This is a genomic window from Mycobacterium sp. NGS48, from assembly GCF_059812585.1.
In genome coordinates this window covers 59,633-75,622 of the sequence record NZ_JCALCY010000009.1, presented here as the reverse complement: position 1 = coordinate 75,622, position 15,990 = coordinate 59,633, and the positions used below count along the sequence as shown (strand labels likewise).

The following is a 15,990-nucleotide window of genomic DNA, read 5'->3' as shown; positions in this document are numbered from 1 at the left end:
AGACGCGTGACCACCACCCCGCTTGCCGCAGCGGCGATCGCCCAGTTGGAGGCCAAGGGGGTGGACGTCGTGATCGGCACTGCGGTCAACCCGGCCGGGCTGATGCAGGCCAAGGCCGTGCCGATACGGCGGTCCAACGCCTTCGCCGACCCTGGCTTGGGCGCCAGCCTGGTTTGGCATGCATTCGCTATCGACCACAGCGGCATCGCATTCAGCGAAAATATCGGGGTGGTCGGTGATCACCGCGTCAGAATCGACCTGTCCGCCTTACGCGTCATCGGCGACGGGTTGGCGTGGGCACCCGCGGGGTTTTTCGAGCAGGACGGGACACCGTTTCCCGGGTGCAGCCGCGGCACGCTGGGCCGTGTCGTGGCCGCGCTTGCCGAGGCCGGGATCGAAGCGATGGTGGGCCATGAAATCGAATTCGTTCTGGTCACGCCCGAAGGAAACCGGCTGCCGTCGACGCTGTGGGCACAGTACGGGCTTGCCGGTGTACTCGAGTTCGAGGCGTTCGTTCACGACGTCATTGCGACGGCGACGGCGGCCGGTGTCGGAATCGAGCAATTTCACCCGGAGTACGGGGTCAACCAGTTCGAGATCTCGCTGGCTCCGCAATCGCCGGTAGAAGCGGCCGACCAACTGGCGCTGTGTCGCATCATCGTCGGCCGGGTGGCGCGCCGACACGGCCTTCGGGTCAGCCTGTCGCCGGCACCGTTCGCCGACAGCGTGGGATCTGGTGCCCACCAACATTTCTCGTTGACCGATTCCGACGGGCCACTGTTCTCCGACGGCTCTGCCGCCCACGGCATGACGCCCAAGGGGGAAAGCGCGCTGGCGGGCCTGCTTGGTGGACTGCCGGGTGCCCAGGCCATTCTCTGCGGTTCGATCGTGTCCGGGCTACGGATGCGGCCCGGGAACTGGGCCGGCGCGTACGCCTGCTGGGGCGCCGAGAACCGGGAAGCGGCCGTTCGTTTCATCAGCGGCGGCCCGGCCAACCCGTCCGGCGGCAACGTGGAGGTGAAGATCGTCGACCCGTCGGCCAATCCGTACTTTGCCTCGGCAGCGATCCTCGGCTTGGCGCTGAACGGAATCAGGAGAAAGGCTGCGCTGCCGCCGGAAACGACCGTGGACCCCGCGACGCTGTCCGACGCGTACCGCGACCATGCGGGTATCGTGCGGTTGCCCGAATTGCAAGCGGAAGCGATTGCAGCACTTGATGGTTCATCTCGCTTACGGAAAATACTCGGCGATCTTGCCGTGGACCTGATTGTCGCGGTGCGCCGATTGGAGGACCAGCGCTACGCGGGTTTGGATCCCGAAGAGCTGACGGCGAAGTTCCGCATGGCCTGGAGCGTCTGACGATGCCTGCTGCCGGCAACTCTGCGCTGGCCTGTCGTATCGCCGAGGTGCCGTTGATCGATCAGCATGTCCATGGCTGCTGGCTGGCGGCAGGGGACCGGCAGCGGTTTGAGAACGGCCTTAACGAGGCCAACACTGAACCGCTGGCCGAGTTCGATTCGGGATTCGACTCGCAACTCGGATTTGCTGTCCGCACCCACTGCGCACCGCTTCTTGGCTTGGCCAAACATGCTGAGGCAGACGACTATTGGCAGCATCGTAGCCGATTAGGCGAACGTGACCTGGCCAAGCTTTTCCTGCCCGCCGCCGGGGTGACCCATTGGCTGGTGGACACCGGGCTGAATCGGGGAGTAGCCGGGGTCGAGCAACTCGCCGAGCTGTCCGCGGGTCACGCACGTGAGGTGGTTCGCCTCGAGCAGGTAGCCGAGCAGGCAGCGCAGGCGCCGGGTGACTATGCGACGGCATTCGAGGAGATTCTGCTCCGACGCGCAGCGAACGCGGTCGGCACCAAGTCCGTGCTGGCCTACCGGGACGGATTCGACGGGGACCTGACGGAGCCGACCGCGGCACAGGTCGCCGACGCAGCCGCCCGGTGGCGAGACAGCGGTGGTGTTCGGCTATCGGACCGGGTGCTGCTGCGCTTCGGGCTGCACCAGGCGCTACGGCTGGGTAAGCCGTTGCAGTTCCATGTCGGCCTCGGCGACCGCGACTGTGATCTGCACAAAGCCAATCCGCTGTATCTGCTCGACTTCCTGCGTCAGTCCGGTGACACACCGGTCGTGCTGCTGCACTGCTACCCCTACGAGCGAGAAGCGGGCTATCTGGCACAGGCCTTCAACAACGTGTACCTCGACGGCGGGCTGAGCATCAATCATCTGGGTGCCCGGGGCCCGGCGTTCATCGCCCGACTGCTGGAGTTGGCGCCATTCCGTAAGATCGTCTATTCCTCGGATGCCGTCGGGCCGGCAGAGCTGCATTTTCTCGGCGCGATGCTGTGGCGCAACGGGATTCACCGAGTACTCAGCCGGTTTGTGGCCGACGGCGACTGGAGCGAGTCCGACGCCATCCGGGTGGTCGAGATGATGGCACACGCCAACGCCGCCCGCATCTACCGACTTGATGCTGCCGAGCGGGTATAAGAATCGCCCACCCGGGGTATAAACCCGACGTGGCCGGCCTAGGTGATGCGCTTCAGTGGGCCCGCACGCAAGTAGCGTCGCGGGTACCCAAGGCCGACCTTGACCAGCGCGATCCGGATTACATCCGCGACCAACTGCCCGGGACGTGGCTGCTGGCGTCGCTGTACTTCCGCGCCGACGTGCGGGGCCTGGATCGAATCCCCGCCGAGGGACCGGTGCTGCTGGTCGGCAACCACAGCGGCGGCAACGTACCACCCGACACGTTCGTGTTCACCCTTGCGTTCTGCTCCTACTTCGGCGTCGAGCGGCCGTTTTACCAGCTGGCGCACAACCTGGTCGTTTCCGCGCCCCCGTTGGGCTGGCTGCGCAAGTTCGGCACCGTCGCCGCCAATCACGAAAACGCGCGGCTGGCCTTGGAAACCGGCGCGGCGCTGCTGGTGTATCCCGGCGGCGACTATGAAGTTTTCCGGCCGTCGTGGGAACGGCACAGCGTCGACTTCGGTGGCCGCATGGGCTATGTGCGGCTGGCCCGCGAGGCCGGGGTGCCGATCGTGCCCGTCTCCAGTGTCGGCGGGCAGGAGACCGCGCTGTTCCTCAACCGCGGCCAGTGGCTGGCCAAGCTGCTGATGGCGGATAAGTTGCTGCGGCTCAAGAGCGTTCCGATATCACTCGCACTGCCGTGGGGGCTGAATATCAGCGATCTCGCCGGACACCTTCCGCTGCCGGCCAAGATCACGATCGAGGTGCAGGAGCCCATCGACGTCGACGGCGATGATCAGGCGGTGCACGACAAGGTGATGGCCAGTTTGCAGGGCGGCGTGGACCGACTGGCCGCCGAGCGTCGATTCCCGGTGATCGGCTGATGCGCGTCGAACGCCGGTGCGTGATCGACGCCGACCGCGGCGAGGTGTGGAAGTTCGTCAGCGATCCGGACTGCTACCCCTCGTTCATGACCAGCCTGGAACGCTGGGAAAATGCGAACGAGCGGCCCGCGGGTATCGGGGCCCGCTATACCGTGCACTGGAAGATCGGCTCGGTGCCCGTCGGTGGGCTGATCGAGGTGGTGGAGTTCGACGAGGCCCGCGACTTGGCCTGGGTCAGCATCACCGGCGGCGTCAACCAGCGTGGCCGCATCCGGCTGCGCGACGCGGGGGAGGGCCGAACGAAGGCGACGTTCCGGCTGTCATACCAAGTACCCGGTGGGATCCTGGGCTACATCGCCGATCGCGTCGCCGTACGCCAGGTGGGTCGCACCCTGGCCGCAACTTTGAAACGGCTTAAGAGACTCGTCGAGTCCTAGATCAATGGCGGCGACCCGCTGCGCCCGGTTCCGCCGCGCTTGCGATCGCCGCTAGATCAGCCCCGTCGCGTCGAAGATCCATGACGTGTCGGTCCCGGCCAGGTCCTCCATCCAGGTGGCGGGCGCTTGGCTGACCATCGAGCCCATGTCCCAATAGTCCTTCCACAGCGTCACTTTGCCTTCGTGCACCTGATGCACGCTGACGAACTTGAGCAGGGCCGTCTCGCCGGTGTGCCAGCGCCACGTCTCGGAGTGTTCATACATCACGTCGGCGCCGTTGGACACCAGCACACCGTCGTGATTTTCGTAGTGCGCCAGCGACTCCAAGCCGACCTTGAGACGTTTGACGATGTCGTCGGGACCGCGTGCGGCCGCCGTCGGCCCCACCGGCATGTCGACATAGATGCAGTCCGCCGACAGAAACGTCTTGATGCAATCCCAATCCCGCTGCGACAGCGCCCGCCACAGCTTCAGTACTGCCTCGTCAACCGACATGGGCCAGTTCACCTTTCACGGTCGACGCAGCGGTCTTCGCGCGCAGGAAACGCCCGGTGCGCTGCACGCCGAGCACCTCGGTCGGCGCCCCGTCGAGGAATACCGCACGCCCGCCGACGAAGACGGCGTTCACCGTGTCGTCGTTGCGGTTGACCATCCGCGACATCTGGCCGAACTGGTCGACGTCGGCCTCGGCGTACTCGTCGAGCGACGCGTCGAGGTGCTCGGGATCCACCACAACCAGATCGGCACGGTCACCCTCGCGAAGGTGACCGGCATCGAGTTGGAACCAGTCGGCGAGTTCCCCGGTGAGCCGGTGCACGGCATGCTCGATCGTGGTGAACGGCCGGCCGGCCTTCTCCGCGTCGTGGACATGGCGCAACAGGCGAAGCCCGGAGTTGTAGAAGGCCATATTGCGCAGGTGCGCACCGGCATCGGAAAAGCCCATCTGCACACCGGGTTCGGCGGCCAGCTTTTTCAGCACCTCGGGCCGATGGTTGGAAATCGTGGTTCGCCAGCGCAGCGCGGTGCCGTGTTCGAGCACCAGATCCAGGAATGCGTCGACGGGATGCAGCCCGCCGCGCTCGAGACCGACTTGCCCGAACGACTTGCCGACCACCGAGGCATCCGGGCACCCGACGATCTCGGCGTCGAAGAGGTCGCGCTGCCATACCCGCATGGCGAACTTGCTCTCGTAGTCCTTGCGGAACCGGCGGCGGTAGCTTTCGTCGCGCATCAACGCGTTGCGCTCCAGCTCGTCGCGAAGATGCAAAGCCGCTGCGCCGGCGCCGAATTCCTCGAAGACCACCAGGTCGATACCGTCTGCGTACACCTCGAACGGGACCGGCAGATGTTGCCAGCGGAAAGCGGCCCCGAACCGGTTCACCAGCCGGGCCAGCGGACCCAGCGCATGGATCGCGAACGGGTTGGCTTTGACGTCGGCAGCAGAGAGCAGACTGGTCTTGAGCGGCTTGCGGAACAAGCCCAACGACTGAGCCACCTGTGAGCCGAGATTGAGCGGGTTGGTGATATCGGGCCCGGACTGAAAGACTCGGCCGCTGCGGCGCAGCAACGACTTCAGCCGGCGCAGTTCCCGCGGCTTGGCGTAGGTCGACGGCAGGGTCCGGGAGCGGCACGCATCGCCGTCCAGTTTGTCGAAAAGCAACTGCTGTGACGACATCCCGACGAAACCGGCCGCCAACGCCTCCGTCAGCATCTGTTCCATGCGGGCCAGCTGGGCCTTGGTGGGCCGCACGGATTTACGGGTAGCGCTGTCGAGACCCATTGTGGCGGCGCGCATATCGGAGTGGCCGATGAACGCGGCCACATTGGGCCCCAGCGGCCGCGCCTCCAGTGCGGACACATACTCTTCGCAACTGCGCCACGTCTTGTGCTTGTCGACAGCTGCGATGACATGCTCACGCGGAATGGCCTCCACGCGGCCGAACAGGTCGCCGGCATTCACCCCGTCGACGTGGATGGTCGACAGCGAGCAGGAGCCGACGAACACCGTCGTGACGCCGTGACGAAGCGATTCGGCCAGGGAAGGTCCGTCGAGCACCTCCACGTCGTAATGGGTGTGAATGTCGAGCAGACCCGGCAGCACCCATTTACCGGTCGCGTCGACCACCTGCGGACAACCCGTGGAATCGAGGTCTGCTGCGGTGACAGCGCTGACGCGCCCGTCGCGGATACCGATGTTCCTGATCGCCGACGGACCGCCGGTGCCGTCGAACCAGCGACCATTCCGGATGATTGCGTCATATGCCACAGCGGTGAATATAACGGCGTTGTTGGACAAGTGTCCAGCACGGTGGACGCCCAGCAACGGCGCCGCAAACCCATTGCCTAGAGTCTGAGCAGTCGACGATGCGGGAGGGAAGTGATGGCCAGAAGGGCGGGACTGCGGGTGGCGCGCCGCGCCGGGTTGGCGCTGGCGGCCGTCGGGGTGACAGCGGCGGCGGGCCGGGCGGTGGCGGCACGTGCCCGCGACATCAGCCCGTCGCCGTACTCGACCTGGGAACCGAGGCCCGCCGTCTACAAGGTCGGGGTGCGCCACAACGTCGAGGTTCCGATGAGCGACGGCGTCGTGCTGCGCGCCGACATTCATTACCCCGTCGAACCGGAGACCGGACAACCCGCGGCCGGGCCATTCCCCGTGCTGGTGTCGGTGACGCCGTACGGCAAGAAGGCACCGCCGCCGGCCGCCCAGATCGGCGGCGGCGCAACGCCCTACCTGATCAAGCGCGGCTACATCGAGGTGATGGTCGATGTTCGCGGAACCGGTGCTTCGGGTGGTTCCTTCGAGATGCTCGGTGCCGAACAGACGCAGGACGGGGTGGATCTGGTCAACTGGGCGGCGACGCTGCCGAACGCGAACGGCCGCGTTGGGATGTTCGGTATCTCCTACCTGGCGATCAACCAGCTCTTCGCCGCCGCCGCCGTCGGGCCGGATTCGCCGCTGAAGGCGATCTTTCCGGTGATGGCGGCCCACGACTTCTATCGCGACGCAGCGGCGATGGGCGGGGTGCCGCACCTGCGGACCATCCGGGCGTACGGGGCGATCTACTCGCTGCTCAACGTCGTCAATCCGACGCTGGAGCTGCTCGCTCGCGGCGGGCATCCGCGGCCGCGCGCGGGAGGGCTGACCACCGTACGACAGCGTGGGCGTGACCAGCGACGCTATTTCGGGCCGCTCGTCGCCGATGCGATGAGCGGCGGTGACGTGGCCTACGACGAACCATTCTGGGACACGCTGCGCCCGGCCGATGTCCTTGCGGACATCGCCGCCAACGGTGTGGCGGTCTTCCTGGTGGGCGGTTGGCACGATGCGTTCCAGCGGGGGGAGCCGCTCAACTACGCCGGGCTGCAGAACGCCTTCGCCGGGCGACCCAACGGCGCGCCGATGGAACCGGACCAACCGGTGTCGGACCGGTTCCAACTGATGATGGGTCCCTGGTATCACGTGTCGAACTTCGGCGGACTGCATCTGGGTGCCCTGCAGTTGCGCTGGTTCGACCACTGGCTCAAAGACGACCACACCGCCGCGGTTTCCGGATCGCCGTTCACCTTCCAGGCCGTCGGAAGCTCGCAGTGGTTCCACGCCCGCGACTATCCCGTTGCCGAGGCGGAACCCACCCTCTTCTACCTGTCGCCGGAGGGGCACCTGACCCACGACGCCGGCCAGGATGAATGCGCGGTCACCCTCAAGTACAAGCCACGGGGGCCGATGGCCGGCCGGAGCATGGAGCAGTGGAGCCTGGGCATGAACAGCTTCATGGCCACCCAGCGGGGCGCGCGGATCCGCTACGACCTGGATAACCGGCGGCTACAACGCGGCGCACTGACCTACACCACCGATCCGTTCACGTCGGCCGCGCTGGTCGTCGGGCCGATCACCCTTACCCTGCACGCGACGGCCAGCACCACCGAGACGGTGTGGGTTGCCCACCTCGACGACGTCGCACCTGACGGCGCCAGCCGGCCACTCTCGCAGGGTGCGTTGCTCGGCTCGCATCGCGCGCTCGATCCGGATCGCACGTGGTATCTGCCCGACGGCACGGTGCTGCGACCCCACCACTTCAGCACCCGCTCGGCCAGCCGGCCCGTCGTCCCGGGCGAAGTGACCCGCTATGACATCGAGATCTTTCCCACCGCCGCGCTGATCGCCCCGGACCATCAATTGCGTCTCACCCTGACCACCTATGACTTCCCGAACCTGGTGCCCACCAAGCCGGCGCGAAAAGCGTTGGCCGGCGGCAGCTACCAGGTGCACCAGGGCGGCCCCACCCCGTCGCATATCCTGATCCCGCTGGCCGATCCAGACACGCTGACGTGACCATGCCGCCGATGTCGACCCTGACACTGACCCAGGTGCTCGACACGCTCGACCTCGAGCAGGTCAGCGACCGCTCCTTCGTCGGCACCCAGCTCGAAGAAATCGGCGATCACATCGTCGGCGGCCACATTGCCGCGCAGGCGTTGATGGCGGCAAGCCGAACCGTTTTCGGCCGCGCCCCGCACAGCATGCACGTGTATTTCCTGCGACGCGGCGACGCCAGGCACCCGGTGGATTTCGAGGTGACCGCACTACACGACGGCGGCACGTTCTCCGCCCGCCGGGTCACTGCGCGGCAATTCGGCGCAGTACTGCTGGAGGGCACCGCGTCGTTCAGCGTTCCCGTCGACAACGAGGTATACCAACAGCAGCACCCGGATGTTCCCGGCCCCGAATCACTTGCGCCGCTGGAAGTTCAGCTCAGCGCTTACGCCGACGAGTTCGACGGCTGGTGGGTCCGGCCGCAGCCGGTCGAGCTGCGCTACGTGGACGCCCCGGCCAGGCTCGCACGCGACCTCACCGATACGCCGTCGACGAGGACGCGAATCTGGTGGCGTCCCAACGGGATTCCGCCCACAGATCCACTGCTCGCAACCTGCCTGGTGGTCTATGTCTCAGGCCGGACGCTACTCGAACCGGCAATGATCGCCCGGCGCACAACCCCGCTGGGACCCGGAATCTCGGCGCTGATCGATCACGCAGTGTGGTTTCACCAGCCCCCGGACCTGTCGGATTGGCTGCTTTACGACCAGCAATCACCCAACGGTATCGGCGGCCGGGCGCTGGCCAGCGGGGCCATGTTCAACCGCGGCGGACACCTGGTCTGCACCACGACCCTGGAAGGGTACTTCGGCCGCCGGGCGCCCGGCGCCGCCGAACGATAGCAGGGATCAGCGGGCGGCCATCGACCGCGACGGCCCCAGCGCCACCGGCAGCTGTGCCCATCCGCGCAGCACCCGGGTGTCACGGCGGCTGCCCGCACCCGCCGACCGCACCTCGGGGAAGCGGTCGAAGAAGGCCCGCAGCCCCACCTCCCCTTCAGCACGGGCCAACGCCGCGCCCAGACAAAAGTGCCGGCCTCCGGAGAACGCCAAATGCCGGCCGGCGTTGCCGCGTTGGATGTCGAAGCGGTTCGGGTCGGCGAACACCTCGGGGTCGCGGTTGGCAGCGCCCAAATAAATCACCACCATGTCGTCGCGCTTGACGGGCGTGCCCGCTACTTCGGTGTCGTGCAGCGCTACCCGTACGGTGAGCTGAACCGGCGAATCCAGCCGCAAGATCTCCTCGACGGCGTTGGGCCATAATTGCGGTTGCGCGCGGAGCGTGTGCAGATGCTCGGGTGTGTCCAGCAACATGCGGATCCCGTTGCCCAACAGGTTCACTGTGGTTTCGAAGCCGGCCGCCAACACCAGCCCGGCAAGGGCTTGCAGCTCTGTCTCATCCAAACGCTCGTCGGACGAACCGTTTTCGGATGCCACGATCAACTGGCTGAGCAAGTCCTCACCGGGCGCGCGTCGCAACTGGCGCAGATGCTCACCGAGCCAGAGGTTGAATCCCGCGATCCCGTGCTGCACGCGCCGGTACTGCCGCCACGACACCCCGACGTCCAAACTGGGTGCGGCCAGCTCGCCGAACTCCAGGACATGACCGCGATCCCGGTCAGGTACGCCCAGGATGTCACTGATGATGGCGACTGGAAGCTGCGCGCAGTACTTGTCGACGATGTCGACGACACCCGGCTGGTCGGCAAGTCGGTCCAACAATGTCGTCGCCGTCTGCTCGACCCGGTCCCGCAACGCCGCTACCGCTTTGGGCGTGAACACCGATGACACCGTCTTGCGGTAGCGGGTGTGCTGCGGCGGTTCGACCGCCAGCAACGAGGGCGGTCGCAGCGGATGGAGGAGGTCGTCGCGGACGCGACTCTCCAGCCACCGCACCGGCGCCGGCAGGTTCCCACCGAGGGAAACCACGCGAAAGTCGTCCGACCGCAGCAGCTCATGGGCAACCGCATGGCCGACGGCGAGATAACCGAGGCGGCAGCGCACCAGCGGTCCCTGCGGCCGCAGTTCGTCGTAGAAGGGCACTGGGTCGGTCTTGACGGCGGGATCGGCAACCAACCGGCCCTGCGGATCACCGCGCCGAGCGCCGAGTGATGCGATGCCACGGACATACCCGTGCAGCGCAAACCAGTGCAATCGTTGCTTCAACCGAGTTCCTGGTCGGGCAGCAGCCGCGGCAGCGACTTGACGAGGCGGTCGCGCACCCACTCTGGACTGATCCCTTTGAGCCGGTCGATCATCCGAATGCCCTTGGGCACATACCAGTGCATTCGGGACGGGTGATGATACGCCTGCCAGGCCGCCTCGGCCACGCTGCTGGCCGGCATCAACCGCATCATGCCCCGCTTCGGCGCAGCCGCCCTGATCTCTTCGGCCGTGCGGGTCGAAATGCCGCTCTCCGAGTGCTCGGGTGTGTTGGTGAGGATTGCGGTGTCGATCATACCCGGCAGCACGTCGGCAACCCGCACGCCATGGCGCCGCCATTCCACACTCAACGCTTCCGTCAGCCCTTTGATGGCGTGCTTGGTGGCCGAATAAACCGCCAGGCGGGGCATTCCATAGGTGCCCGCCGATGACGATGTGGAGAACATCAGGCTGCCCGATGCCTTCTTGAGGTAGGGCAGTGCGCCGTATGCGCCGGTGAGCACCGCCTTGAAGTTGACATCCACCACGCGCATCGCGGCCTCGTAGGGGACGTCCTCGAACCAGCCCGACTCGCCGATCCCGGCGTTGTTCCACATCATGTCCAGCCCGTCGCGGTCCCCGCAGAAGTCGGCGAGGGCGGCGTCCAGAGCAGGCTTGTCGGTCACGTCGACCGTCCGTGTCCACAACCGCTGGCTGGCGAGTTCTTCGGCCAGTGCGGAAAGGCCGTCGCCGTCGCGGTCGACCGCGGCGACCCGCCAGCCGTTGGCGTGGAAAAGCTTTGCGCCCTCGCGGCCCATTCCGCTACCGGCCCCGGTGATGAAGATCGATTTCATGCCTCGGCTACCTCTTTGATGCGGTGCAGCGTCTTCGTCATATCGCGAATGTTGCGGCGTTGCCGCAGGAATCCGCCGAACACCCAGTAGTACACGCTGGTCAGCGGCGACGAGGCGAGCCGAAACGACTCCGTCACGTCGGTGCCGTCGGCGGCGGGGGCCAACCGATAGTGCCAATTGTTCACCGCTCTATCCCCGATGAGCACGTCGAAGCCGAATTCCCGGCCGGGCTCACAAGCGGTGACCTGACACGTGGTCCAGTAAACCGGGCCGATTTCGTTTCGCTTGACGTGACCGCGGAACCGCGCGCCCAGCGCGGGCCCGGTGGCACCGTCAAGCCACTCCGCTTCAAATGTCTCCGGGGAGAACCTCCCGGTATTGCAGATATCCGCGATCAGATCCCAGATCTTCTCCGCGGGTGCTGCCATATGTACTGTTGCCGACCCTTGCATGTCGCTGATCCAAGCATGTCCGCGCGTGGCCGGTGAGCGGAAGAGGGACATTCATCGGCGGGGCAGGCCACAGTGCTATTGGGCGACCCTAGGTTTCGTCGCCGCTTTCCGGCATGTCGTGGCGTACCACTCGTACTTTGCCGTGTGCCAGGCATGCGGCATATCCGTGGTATTTGCCGTACAACTCCCATGCCGTTGCTTTCTCGTCGGGCGATACGTCAATCTGATGCCCGTCGGAAAACTCCAGGTGCAAATCTCCGCTGTCGTCCCAAGCCACCTCGGTGCACGTCGCCCCGGAGAAATCAAACAACGGTCGCTCCTGCACCGCCGGATCGTTCGGATCGATGGAAACCACCTCGGCGGGTGCGCTGGCCGTGGCCGGCAGGGTCAGGCGGATCGGTGCCGAGATGACGAGTTCGTTGTCGTCGTCGAAGTTCAACACGAGGCCGTCACGGAACGTGATTCGCTGTACCGCACAGCCCTGGATCCAGTGCTCGATCAATTTCTGTTCGGTCATGTATTTACTGTGGCCGCTATAAGTCATGTGCACAAGAGCCGAAAATCGGGAAACGGCGATGAAGGAATCGCGCGAAATGGATTGTTGTGCCGCCGTTGGCTATCCGACGACAGCAGCACCTGCGCCGCGACCCTTGTATCGCCGCAGCAGACGCGCTAGCGTTTCGACGTCCTCCGCCACGAGATCAGTGAGGCCCCGCACAACATGAATCGGTTTAAGTCTGACGCCGCGCCGGATGATGGTGAGGCACCTGTCATTGTCAGCCTGGTCGAAGCGGCAATGCAGATGTTCACCGCATCGATTGACGCCCTGCCGGATTCCAGCGATCCGGAGTTCTCCGGACGCGCCACGGTGATACTCGCCGGCTTGCGCAAATTGCAAACGGCGCTGACCGAAGCGGCATCGCGTGGCCGAGCGACACCGTCGGTCATCGTGGCGCTCAGTGGGGTGCGGACCCAATACGACGACCTGATGGAAATGACCGCCGAATCGCCCGGCGCGACATTGGGCCAGCAGCTGTACGTCACGCGGCGACGTGCCAAACTCTCCGCGCAGGAAACCGCCAATGGCGCGGGCCTGCGGGCAGACCTTCTCGACGCCATCGAGGCCGACGAGACCCCGACCGACGACGAGGCCGCCCGGATCAAGGAGCTCATCGCCGCACTCGGCGGTTAACGAGGGGGCATCGACGTGTCCGGTGGCGGCAACGGGCTTCGCTCGCCGGCTGTTCGGGTGCTGCTTGGGGCCACTTTGTCAATCTCGCTGGTGCTGGGCGGCTCTTTTCTGGCGATCGACACACTGCATTCGTCCACAGCCGACATCCTTGACCATCCCGCTCATCCCAGCACCGACGATCAATCCAAAGCCGAAGTTGTGCAGCAGGCAAAACATCTCGTCGCGATTGCCCGGCTACAGCAGGCGACGGCGGGCTACCTTTTGATGTCCTGCAAGGACCGCGAAAGCCCGCCGTATCAAGGCGCGGTCTACCTGAACTTCACTGTGCCCGGCGATGCTCGACCCGACACCTACTTCGACACGATCGTGGCGGCGATGGTGGCTCGCGGTTGGCAGGAAGGTCTGGCGTCGAACCGCTACCTGTTCGGCAAGACGCTGCACCAAGACGGCGTCACCGCGATCCTGTATCGAGACGACGACGACCCGAACCTCGGAATCGCGCGGCTCTATGGTCAATGCCGGAACATGACCGACCACCGCACCGACACGACGGCGTGGGTCGACGTCACCGACCAGATCCAGTAAGGCCGGCTGCCGGTTGCTGCGGTTCTAGCCGCCCCCGCCGCCGGCGCCCAGGCTGCTCTGCAGATCGGGCTTCATGGCCTGCAGCTGAGCACCCCAGTACTCCCAGCTGTGAGTGCCGTAGGCCGGGAAGTTGAACACGGCGTTGTGGCCGCCCGCGGCGTTGTACGCCTCTTCGAACTTCTTGTTGCCGCCGATCATGAAATTGCTCTCGAGGAACGTGGCCGGCAAGTTCGCACCGCCCAGTTCGTTTGGCGTCCCGTTGCCGCAGTACACCCAGAGCCGGGTGTTGTTGGCGACGAGTTGGCCGACATTGACCGTGGGGTCATTGCGCTGCCACGCCGGGTCGTTGTCCGGCCCCCACATGTCTTCCTTTTTGTAGCCACCGGCATCACCCATGGCCAGGCCTATCGCGCCTTGCCCGGTGGACGGGCTGAGGTAGCCGGACAGTGAACCGGCATAGATGAACTGACCAGGGTGGTAGATCGCCAGGTTCATCGCCGATGCACCCGCCATGGAGATCCCGACCGCAGCGCTGCCGGTCGACTTGACCGACTGGTTGGAGGCCAGGTAGCCGGGCAGCTCGCTGGTCAAGAAGGTTTCCCACTTGTAGGTCTGGCAGCCGGCCTTGCCGCACGCCGGGTTGTACCAATCGGTGTAGAAGCTGGACTGCCCACCGACGGGCATCACGATCGACAGGCCGGACTGGTAGTACCACTCAAAGGCGGGGGTATTGATGTCCCAGCCGTTGAAATCGTCTTGGGCACGCAGGCCGTCAAGCAAATAGACCGCCGGGGAGTTGGCTCCGCCGCTCTGGAACTGGACCTTGATGTCCCGGCCCATCGCCGCGGACGGCACCTGCAGGTACTCGACCGGCAGACCGGGCCGGGAGAACGCTCCCGCCGTCGCGGCGCCACCGGCAAGGCCGACCAGCCCTGGCAGTGCGGCGGCTCCAATGGCGGCGACCGTCAATCGCCGCACCCAGCCGCGCATCCGTTTGCTCACGTCTGTCATACCTGGCCCCTTGTCGTATGCCGTCGTGCGCTCGTGGCAGAACTTACCTGCTGGTAGTCCATATGTCGATGAGAGCGCAAACGTGTCTCACATTTATATCGGCCGCTACCACCTGCTCGGCGCCGGTGATCGCGACCGTATCGACACCCGTGGCTACCCAAATCTGCCCCGAACCACACACGGCTGTCGATACCCGACCGGCGGCCGGACTGTCGGCCGCGTAGGCTCTGCCGGGGTACGCCGACGAAGAGACACTGCCCCCGGGTCCGTTCGGCGCCGCGAACCACCGCACCACAGCATGGCGACTTTTGGGTGCGCGCGGCGGCGTCATCGCAGGTCGGGGCCACGACTGAGCGGCATGATTGAGGTGCGAATTTTGGATACGGTACTAGGGCTGTCGCTGACGTCGACCGCCGTCGGCTGGGTACTTGTCGACGGTCGGGACGCTGAGGGCACCATCCTGGACCATGACGATTTCGAGGTGCATACCGGCGGCGGGACGCGGGCGGCCAACATCTCCGAGCGAGTGACTGCCGCGGTGTTGGATGCCGTGTCGGCAGCAACACAACGGGATCACCGCCTGCACGTGCTCGGCGTGACATGGAGCGACGACGCGTCCGCCGAGGCCGCTGTGCTGCTGGAGTCGCTGACCGATGCCGGTTTCGACAACGTGGTACCGATCCGGTCGCTGCAGGCTGCCGAGACGTTGGCGCAGGGCATCGCGCCCGTCGTCGGCTATCAAAAGGCCGCAGTGTGCATGGTGGAAGGCGAGTCGACCACCGTGGTGATGGTCGATGCCGGCGACGGCCGGGCACAGACCGCCGTCAAACACCTCGACGGCGGTGCGGACCGGCTGGCCCGGTGGCTGGCCACGATGTTCGAGCGGAGCACCTGGCAGCCGGACGGCGTGATCGTCGTCGGCGCCGATCACGTCGTCGATGCACTGTCCTGGCAGCTCGAGAAGGCGCTGCCGGTGCCGGTGTTCACCCAAAGCGGAGTGGCGCCGGCCCTGGCCCGGGGTGCCGCGCTGGCAGCAGCTGACAGCACGAAATTCGCCGACTCTTCGAATCTGGAGCCGATCGGCACGCCCACCCGGCGGCCGGTGCGGTCACGGCCGCCGGCCTACGCCGGGGCGTTGACGATGCTGGTCGCCGGCGCGGCGACGTTCGTGGCGTCGGTGTCGCTGGCGGTGGGCCCGCGCCTGCTTCCGGACAGGCCAACCGAACCGGTCCGGCAAGTAGTGCACAAGTCGGCGCCGGCGCCTGTCGCACAAGCACCGGCTTCACCGCCGGCCAGGGTCGAGGCGCCGCCGCCGCAGGCAGTACCCGAGCCGGCGCCGCCAGAAGAACCGGCCGTCATCGCGGCGCCCGTCGAGCCGCAGAGCGCATTCACCGCAGAGCCGTCAAACGACGTGCCCGTCGCTGCTCCAGCTCCGGCGCCGCCACCGGAACCGCTGCCGCCTCCGCCGCCTCCGGAACCGAATCCGCATCCGCTTCTGACCAGGGTGCTCGAGCGCCTACACGGCCACCAGGACGACGCTCCGCCGGAAGAGCCTGCACCGGCACCGATCCCGTCTCCGTAA

The 15,990-nt window shown here is 66.1% G+C and carries 15 protein-coding genes and 1 pseudogene; 9 read left to right on the top strand and 7 right to left on the bottom strand.

Annotated features, from left to right (window positions below; translation table 11 throughout):
- Positions 1 to 6: 6 nt before the first annotated feature.
- Genes AC5Y42_RS16795 through AC5Y42_RS16780 form a run of 4 tightly spaced genes read left to right on the top strand, consistent with a single transcriptional unit; the run spans position 7 to position 3,798 of the window.
- Complete coding sequence (locus AC5Y42_RS16795; protein ID WP_499899720.1) at positions 7 to 1,359, top strand: type I glutamate--ammonia ligase; 1,353 nt, start codon at positions 7 to 9, stop codon at positions 1,357 to 1,359.
- Positions 1,360 to 1,361: 2 nt separating this feature from the next.
- Positions 1,362 to 2,498: an amidohydrolase family protein gene (locus AC5Y42_RS16790; protein WP_499899719.1), complete on the top strand. Its 1,137-nt coding sequence runs from the start codon at positions 1,362 to 1,364 to the stop codon at positions 2,496 to 2,498.
- 29 nt (positions 2,499 to 2,527) lie between these two features.
- Complete coding sequence (locus AC5Y42_RS16785; RefSeq protein WP_499899718.1) at positions 2,528 to 3,361, top strand: lysophospholipid acyltransferase family protein; 834 nt, start codon at positions 2,528 to 2,530, stop codon at positions 3,359 to 3,361.
- A complete protein-coding gene (locus AC5Y42_RS16780) occupies positions 3,361 to 3,798 on the top strand; it encodes an SRPBCC family protein (protein ID WP_499899717.1) in 438 nt (145 codons plus the stop codon). The genes AC5Y42_RS16785 and AC5Y42_RS16780 overlap by 1 nt, the downstream gene beginning before the upstream one ends.
- Positions 3,799 to 3,849: 51 nt before the next feature.
- Here AC5Y42_RS16780 and AC5Y42_RS16775 read toward each other — a convergent pair whose 3' ends face one another.
- The gene (locus AC5Y42_RS16775; RefSeq protein ID WP_499899716.1) at positions 3,850 to 4,293 is read right to left on the bottom strand and encodes a limonene-1,2-epoxide hydrolase family protein; all 444 of its coding nucleotides are present in this window, start codon (positions 4,291 to 4,293) and stop codon (positions 3,850 to 3,852) included.
- Entirely contained in the window at positions 4,283 to 6,064 is a 1,782-nt protein-coding gene (locus AC5Y42_RS16770) for an N-acyl-D-amino-acid deacylase family protein (protein WP_499899715.1), read from the bottom strand. Before AC5Y42_RS16770 ends, AC5Y42_RS16775 begins: the two co-directional genes overlap by 11 nt.
- 303 nt (positions 6,065 to 6,367) lie before the next feature.
- On the opposite strand from AC5Y42_RS16770, the gene AC5Y42_RS16765 reads away from it, so the two are divergent.
- Together AC5Y42_RS16765 and AC5Y42_RS16760 are read left to right on the top strand one after the other, a co-directional pair.
- The gene (locus AC5Y42_RS16765; protein WP_499899782.1) at positions 6,368 to 8,131 is read left to right on the top strand and encodes a CocE/NonD family hydrolase; all 1,764 of its coding nucleotides are present in this window, start codon (positions 6,368 to 6,370) and stop codon (positions 8,129 to 8,131) included.
- An 11-nt stretch (positions 8,132 to 8,142) separates the two neighbouring features.
- On the top strand, positions 8,143 to 9,015 hold the full coding sequence (locus AC5Y42_RS16760) for an acyl-CoA thioesterase (RefSeq protein WP_499899714.1): 873 nt from the start codon (positions 8,143 to 8,145) through the stop codon (positions 9,013 to 9,015).
- 6 nt (positions 9,016 to 9,021) lie between these two features.
- Here AC5Y42_RS16760 and AC5Y42_RS16755 read toward each other — a convergent pair whose 3' ends face one another.
- The 4 genes and pseudogenes from AC5Y42_RS16755 to AC5Y42_RS16740 form a co-directional block, all read right to left on the bottom strand.
- Positions 9,022 to 10,338, bottom strand: a complete 1,317-nt coding sequence (locus AC5Y42_RS16755) for a cytochrome P450 (RefSeq protein ID WP_499899713.1) — start codon at positions 10,336 to 10,338, stop codon at positions 9,022 to 9,024.
- A complete protein-coding gene (locus AC5Y42_RS16750; protein ID WP_499899712.1) occupies positions 10,335 to 11,168 on the bottom strand; it encodes an SDR family oxidoreductase in 834 nt (277 codons plus the stop codon). Before AC5Y42_RS16750 ends, AC5Y42_RS16755 begins: the two co-directional genes overlap by 4 nt.
- A pseudogene (locus tag AC5Y42_RS16745) lies at positions 11,165 to 11,675 on the bottom strand (SRPBCC family protein). Before AC5Y42_RS16745 ends, AC5Y42_RS16750 begins: the two are co-directional and overlap by 4 nt.
- A gap of 33 nt (positions 11,676 to 11,708) precedes the next feature.
- Positions 11,709 to 12,137 carry a DUF6188 family protein gene (locus tag AC5Y42_RS16740; protein WP_499899711.1) on the bottom strand — a complete coding sequence of 143 codons (429 nt, stop codon included), beginning with the start codon at positions 12,135 to 12,137 and terminating at the stop codon, positions 11,709 to 11,711.
- A gap of 204 nt (positions 12,138 to 12,341) precedes the next feature.
- On the opposite strand from AC5Y42_RS16740, the gene AC5Y42_RS16735 reads away from it, so the two are divergent.
- Positions 12,342 to 12,812 carry a hypothetical protein gene (locus tag AC5Y42_RS16735; protein ID WP_499899710.1) on the top strand — a complete coding sequence of 157 codons (471 nt, stop codon included), beginning with the start codon at positions 12,342 to 12,344 and terminating at the stop codon, positions 12,810 to 12,812.
- Between the two features lie 15 nt (positions 12,813 to 12,827).
- Positions 12,828 to 13,397 carry a lipoprotein LppJ family protein gene (locus AC5Y42_RS16730; protein WP_499899709.1) on the top strand — a complete coding sequence of 190 codons (570 nt, stop codon included), beginning with the start codon at positions 12,828 to 12,830 and terminating at the stop codon, positions 13,395 to 13,397.
- Positions 13,398 to 13,421: 24 nt separating this feature from the next.
- On the opposite strand, the gene AC5Y42_RS16725 is transcribed toward AC5Y42_RS16730, so the two are convergent.
- A complete protein-coding gene (locus tag AC5Y42_RS16725) occupies positions 13,422 to 14,408 on the bottom strand; it encodes an esterase family protein (RefSeq protein ID WP_499899708.1) in 987 nt (328 codons plus the stop codon).
- A 376-nt stretch (positions 14,409 to 14,784) separates the two neighbouring features.
- On the opposite strand from AC5Y42_RS16725, the gene AC5Y42_RS16720 reads away from it, so the two are divergent.
- Entirely contained in the window at positions 14,785 to 15,990 is a 1,206-nt protein-coding gene (locus tag AC5Y42_RS16720) for a DUF7159 family protein (protein ID WP_499899707.1), read from the top strand.

Excerpts from the sequence above, each read along its gene's own strand:
- AC5Y42_RS16790 (WP_499899719.1), top strand. The coding sequence starts at position 1,362 with ATGCCTGCTGCCGGCAACTCTGCGCTGGCCTGTCGTATCGCCGAGGTG.
- AC5Y42_RS16780 (WP_499899717.1), top strand. The coding sequence starts at position 3,361 with ATGCGCGTCGAACGCCGGTGCGTGATCGACGCCGACCGCGGCGAGGTG.
- AC5Y42_RS16775 (WP_499899716.1), bottom strand. The coding sequence starts at position 4,293 with ATGTCGGTTGACGAGGCAGTACTGAAGCTGTGGCGGGCGCTGTCGCAG.
- AC5Y42_RS16765 (WP_499899782.1), top strand. The coding sequence starts at position 6,368 with ATGAGCGACGGCGTCGTGCTGCGCGCCGACATTCATTACCCCGTCGAA.
- AC5Y42_RS16760 (WP_499899714.1), top strand. The coding sequence starts at position 8,143 with ATGTCGACCCTGACACTGACCCAGGTGCTCGACACGCTCGACCTCGAG.
- AC5Y42_RS16750 (WP_499899712.1), bottom strand. The coding sequence starts at position 11,168 with ATGAAATCGATCTTCATCACCGGGGCCGGTAGCGGAATGGGCCGCGAG.
- AC5Y42_RS16740 (WP_499899711.1), bottom strand. The coding sequence starts at position 12,137 with ATGACCGAACAGAAATTGATCGAGCACTGGATCCAGGGCTGTGCGGTA.
- AC5Y42_RS16735 (WP_499899710.1), top strand. The coding sequence starts at position 12,342 with ATGAATCGGTTTAAGTCTGACGCCGCGCCGGATGATGGTGAGGCACCT.
- AC5Y42_RS16725 (WP_499899708.1), bottom strand. The coding sequence starts at position 14,408 with ATGACAGACGTGAGCAAACGGATGCGCGGCTGGGTGCGGCGATTGACG.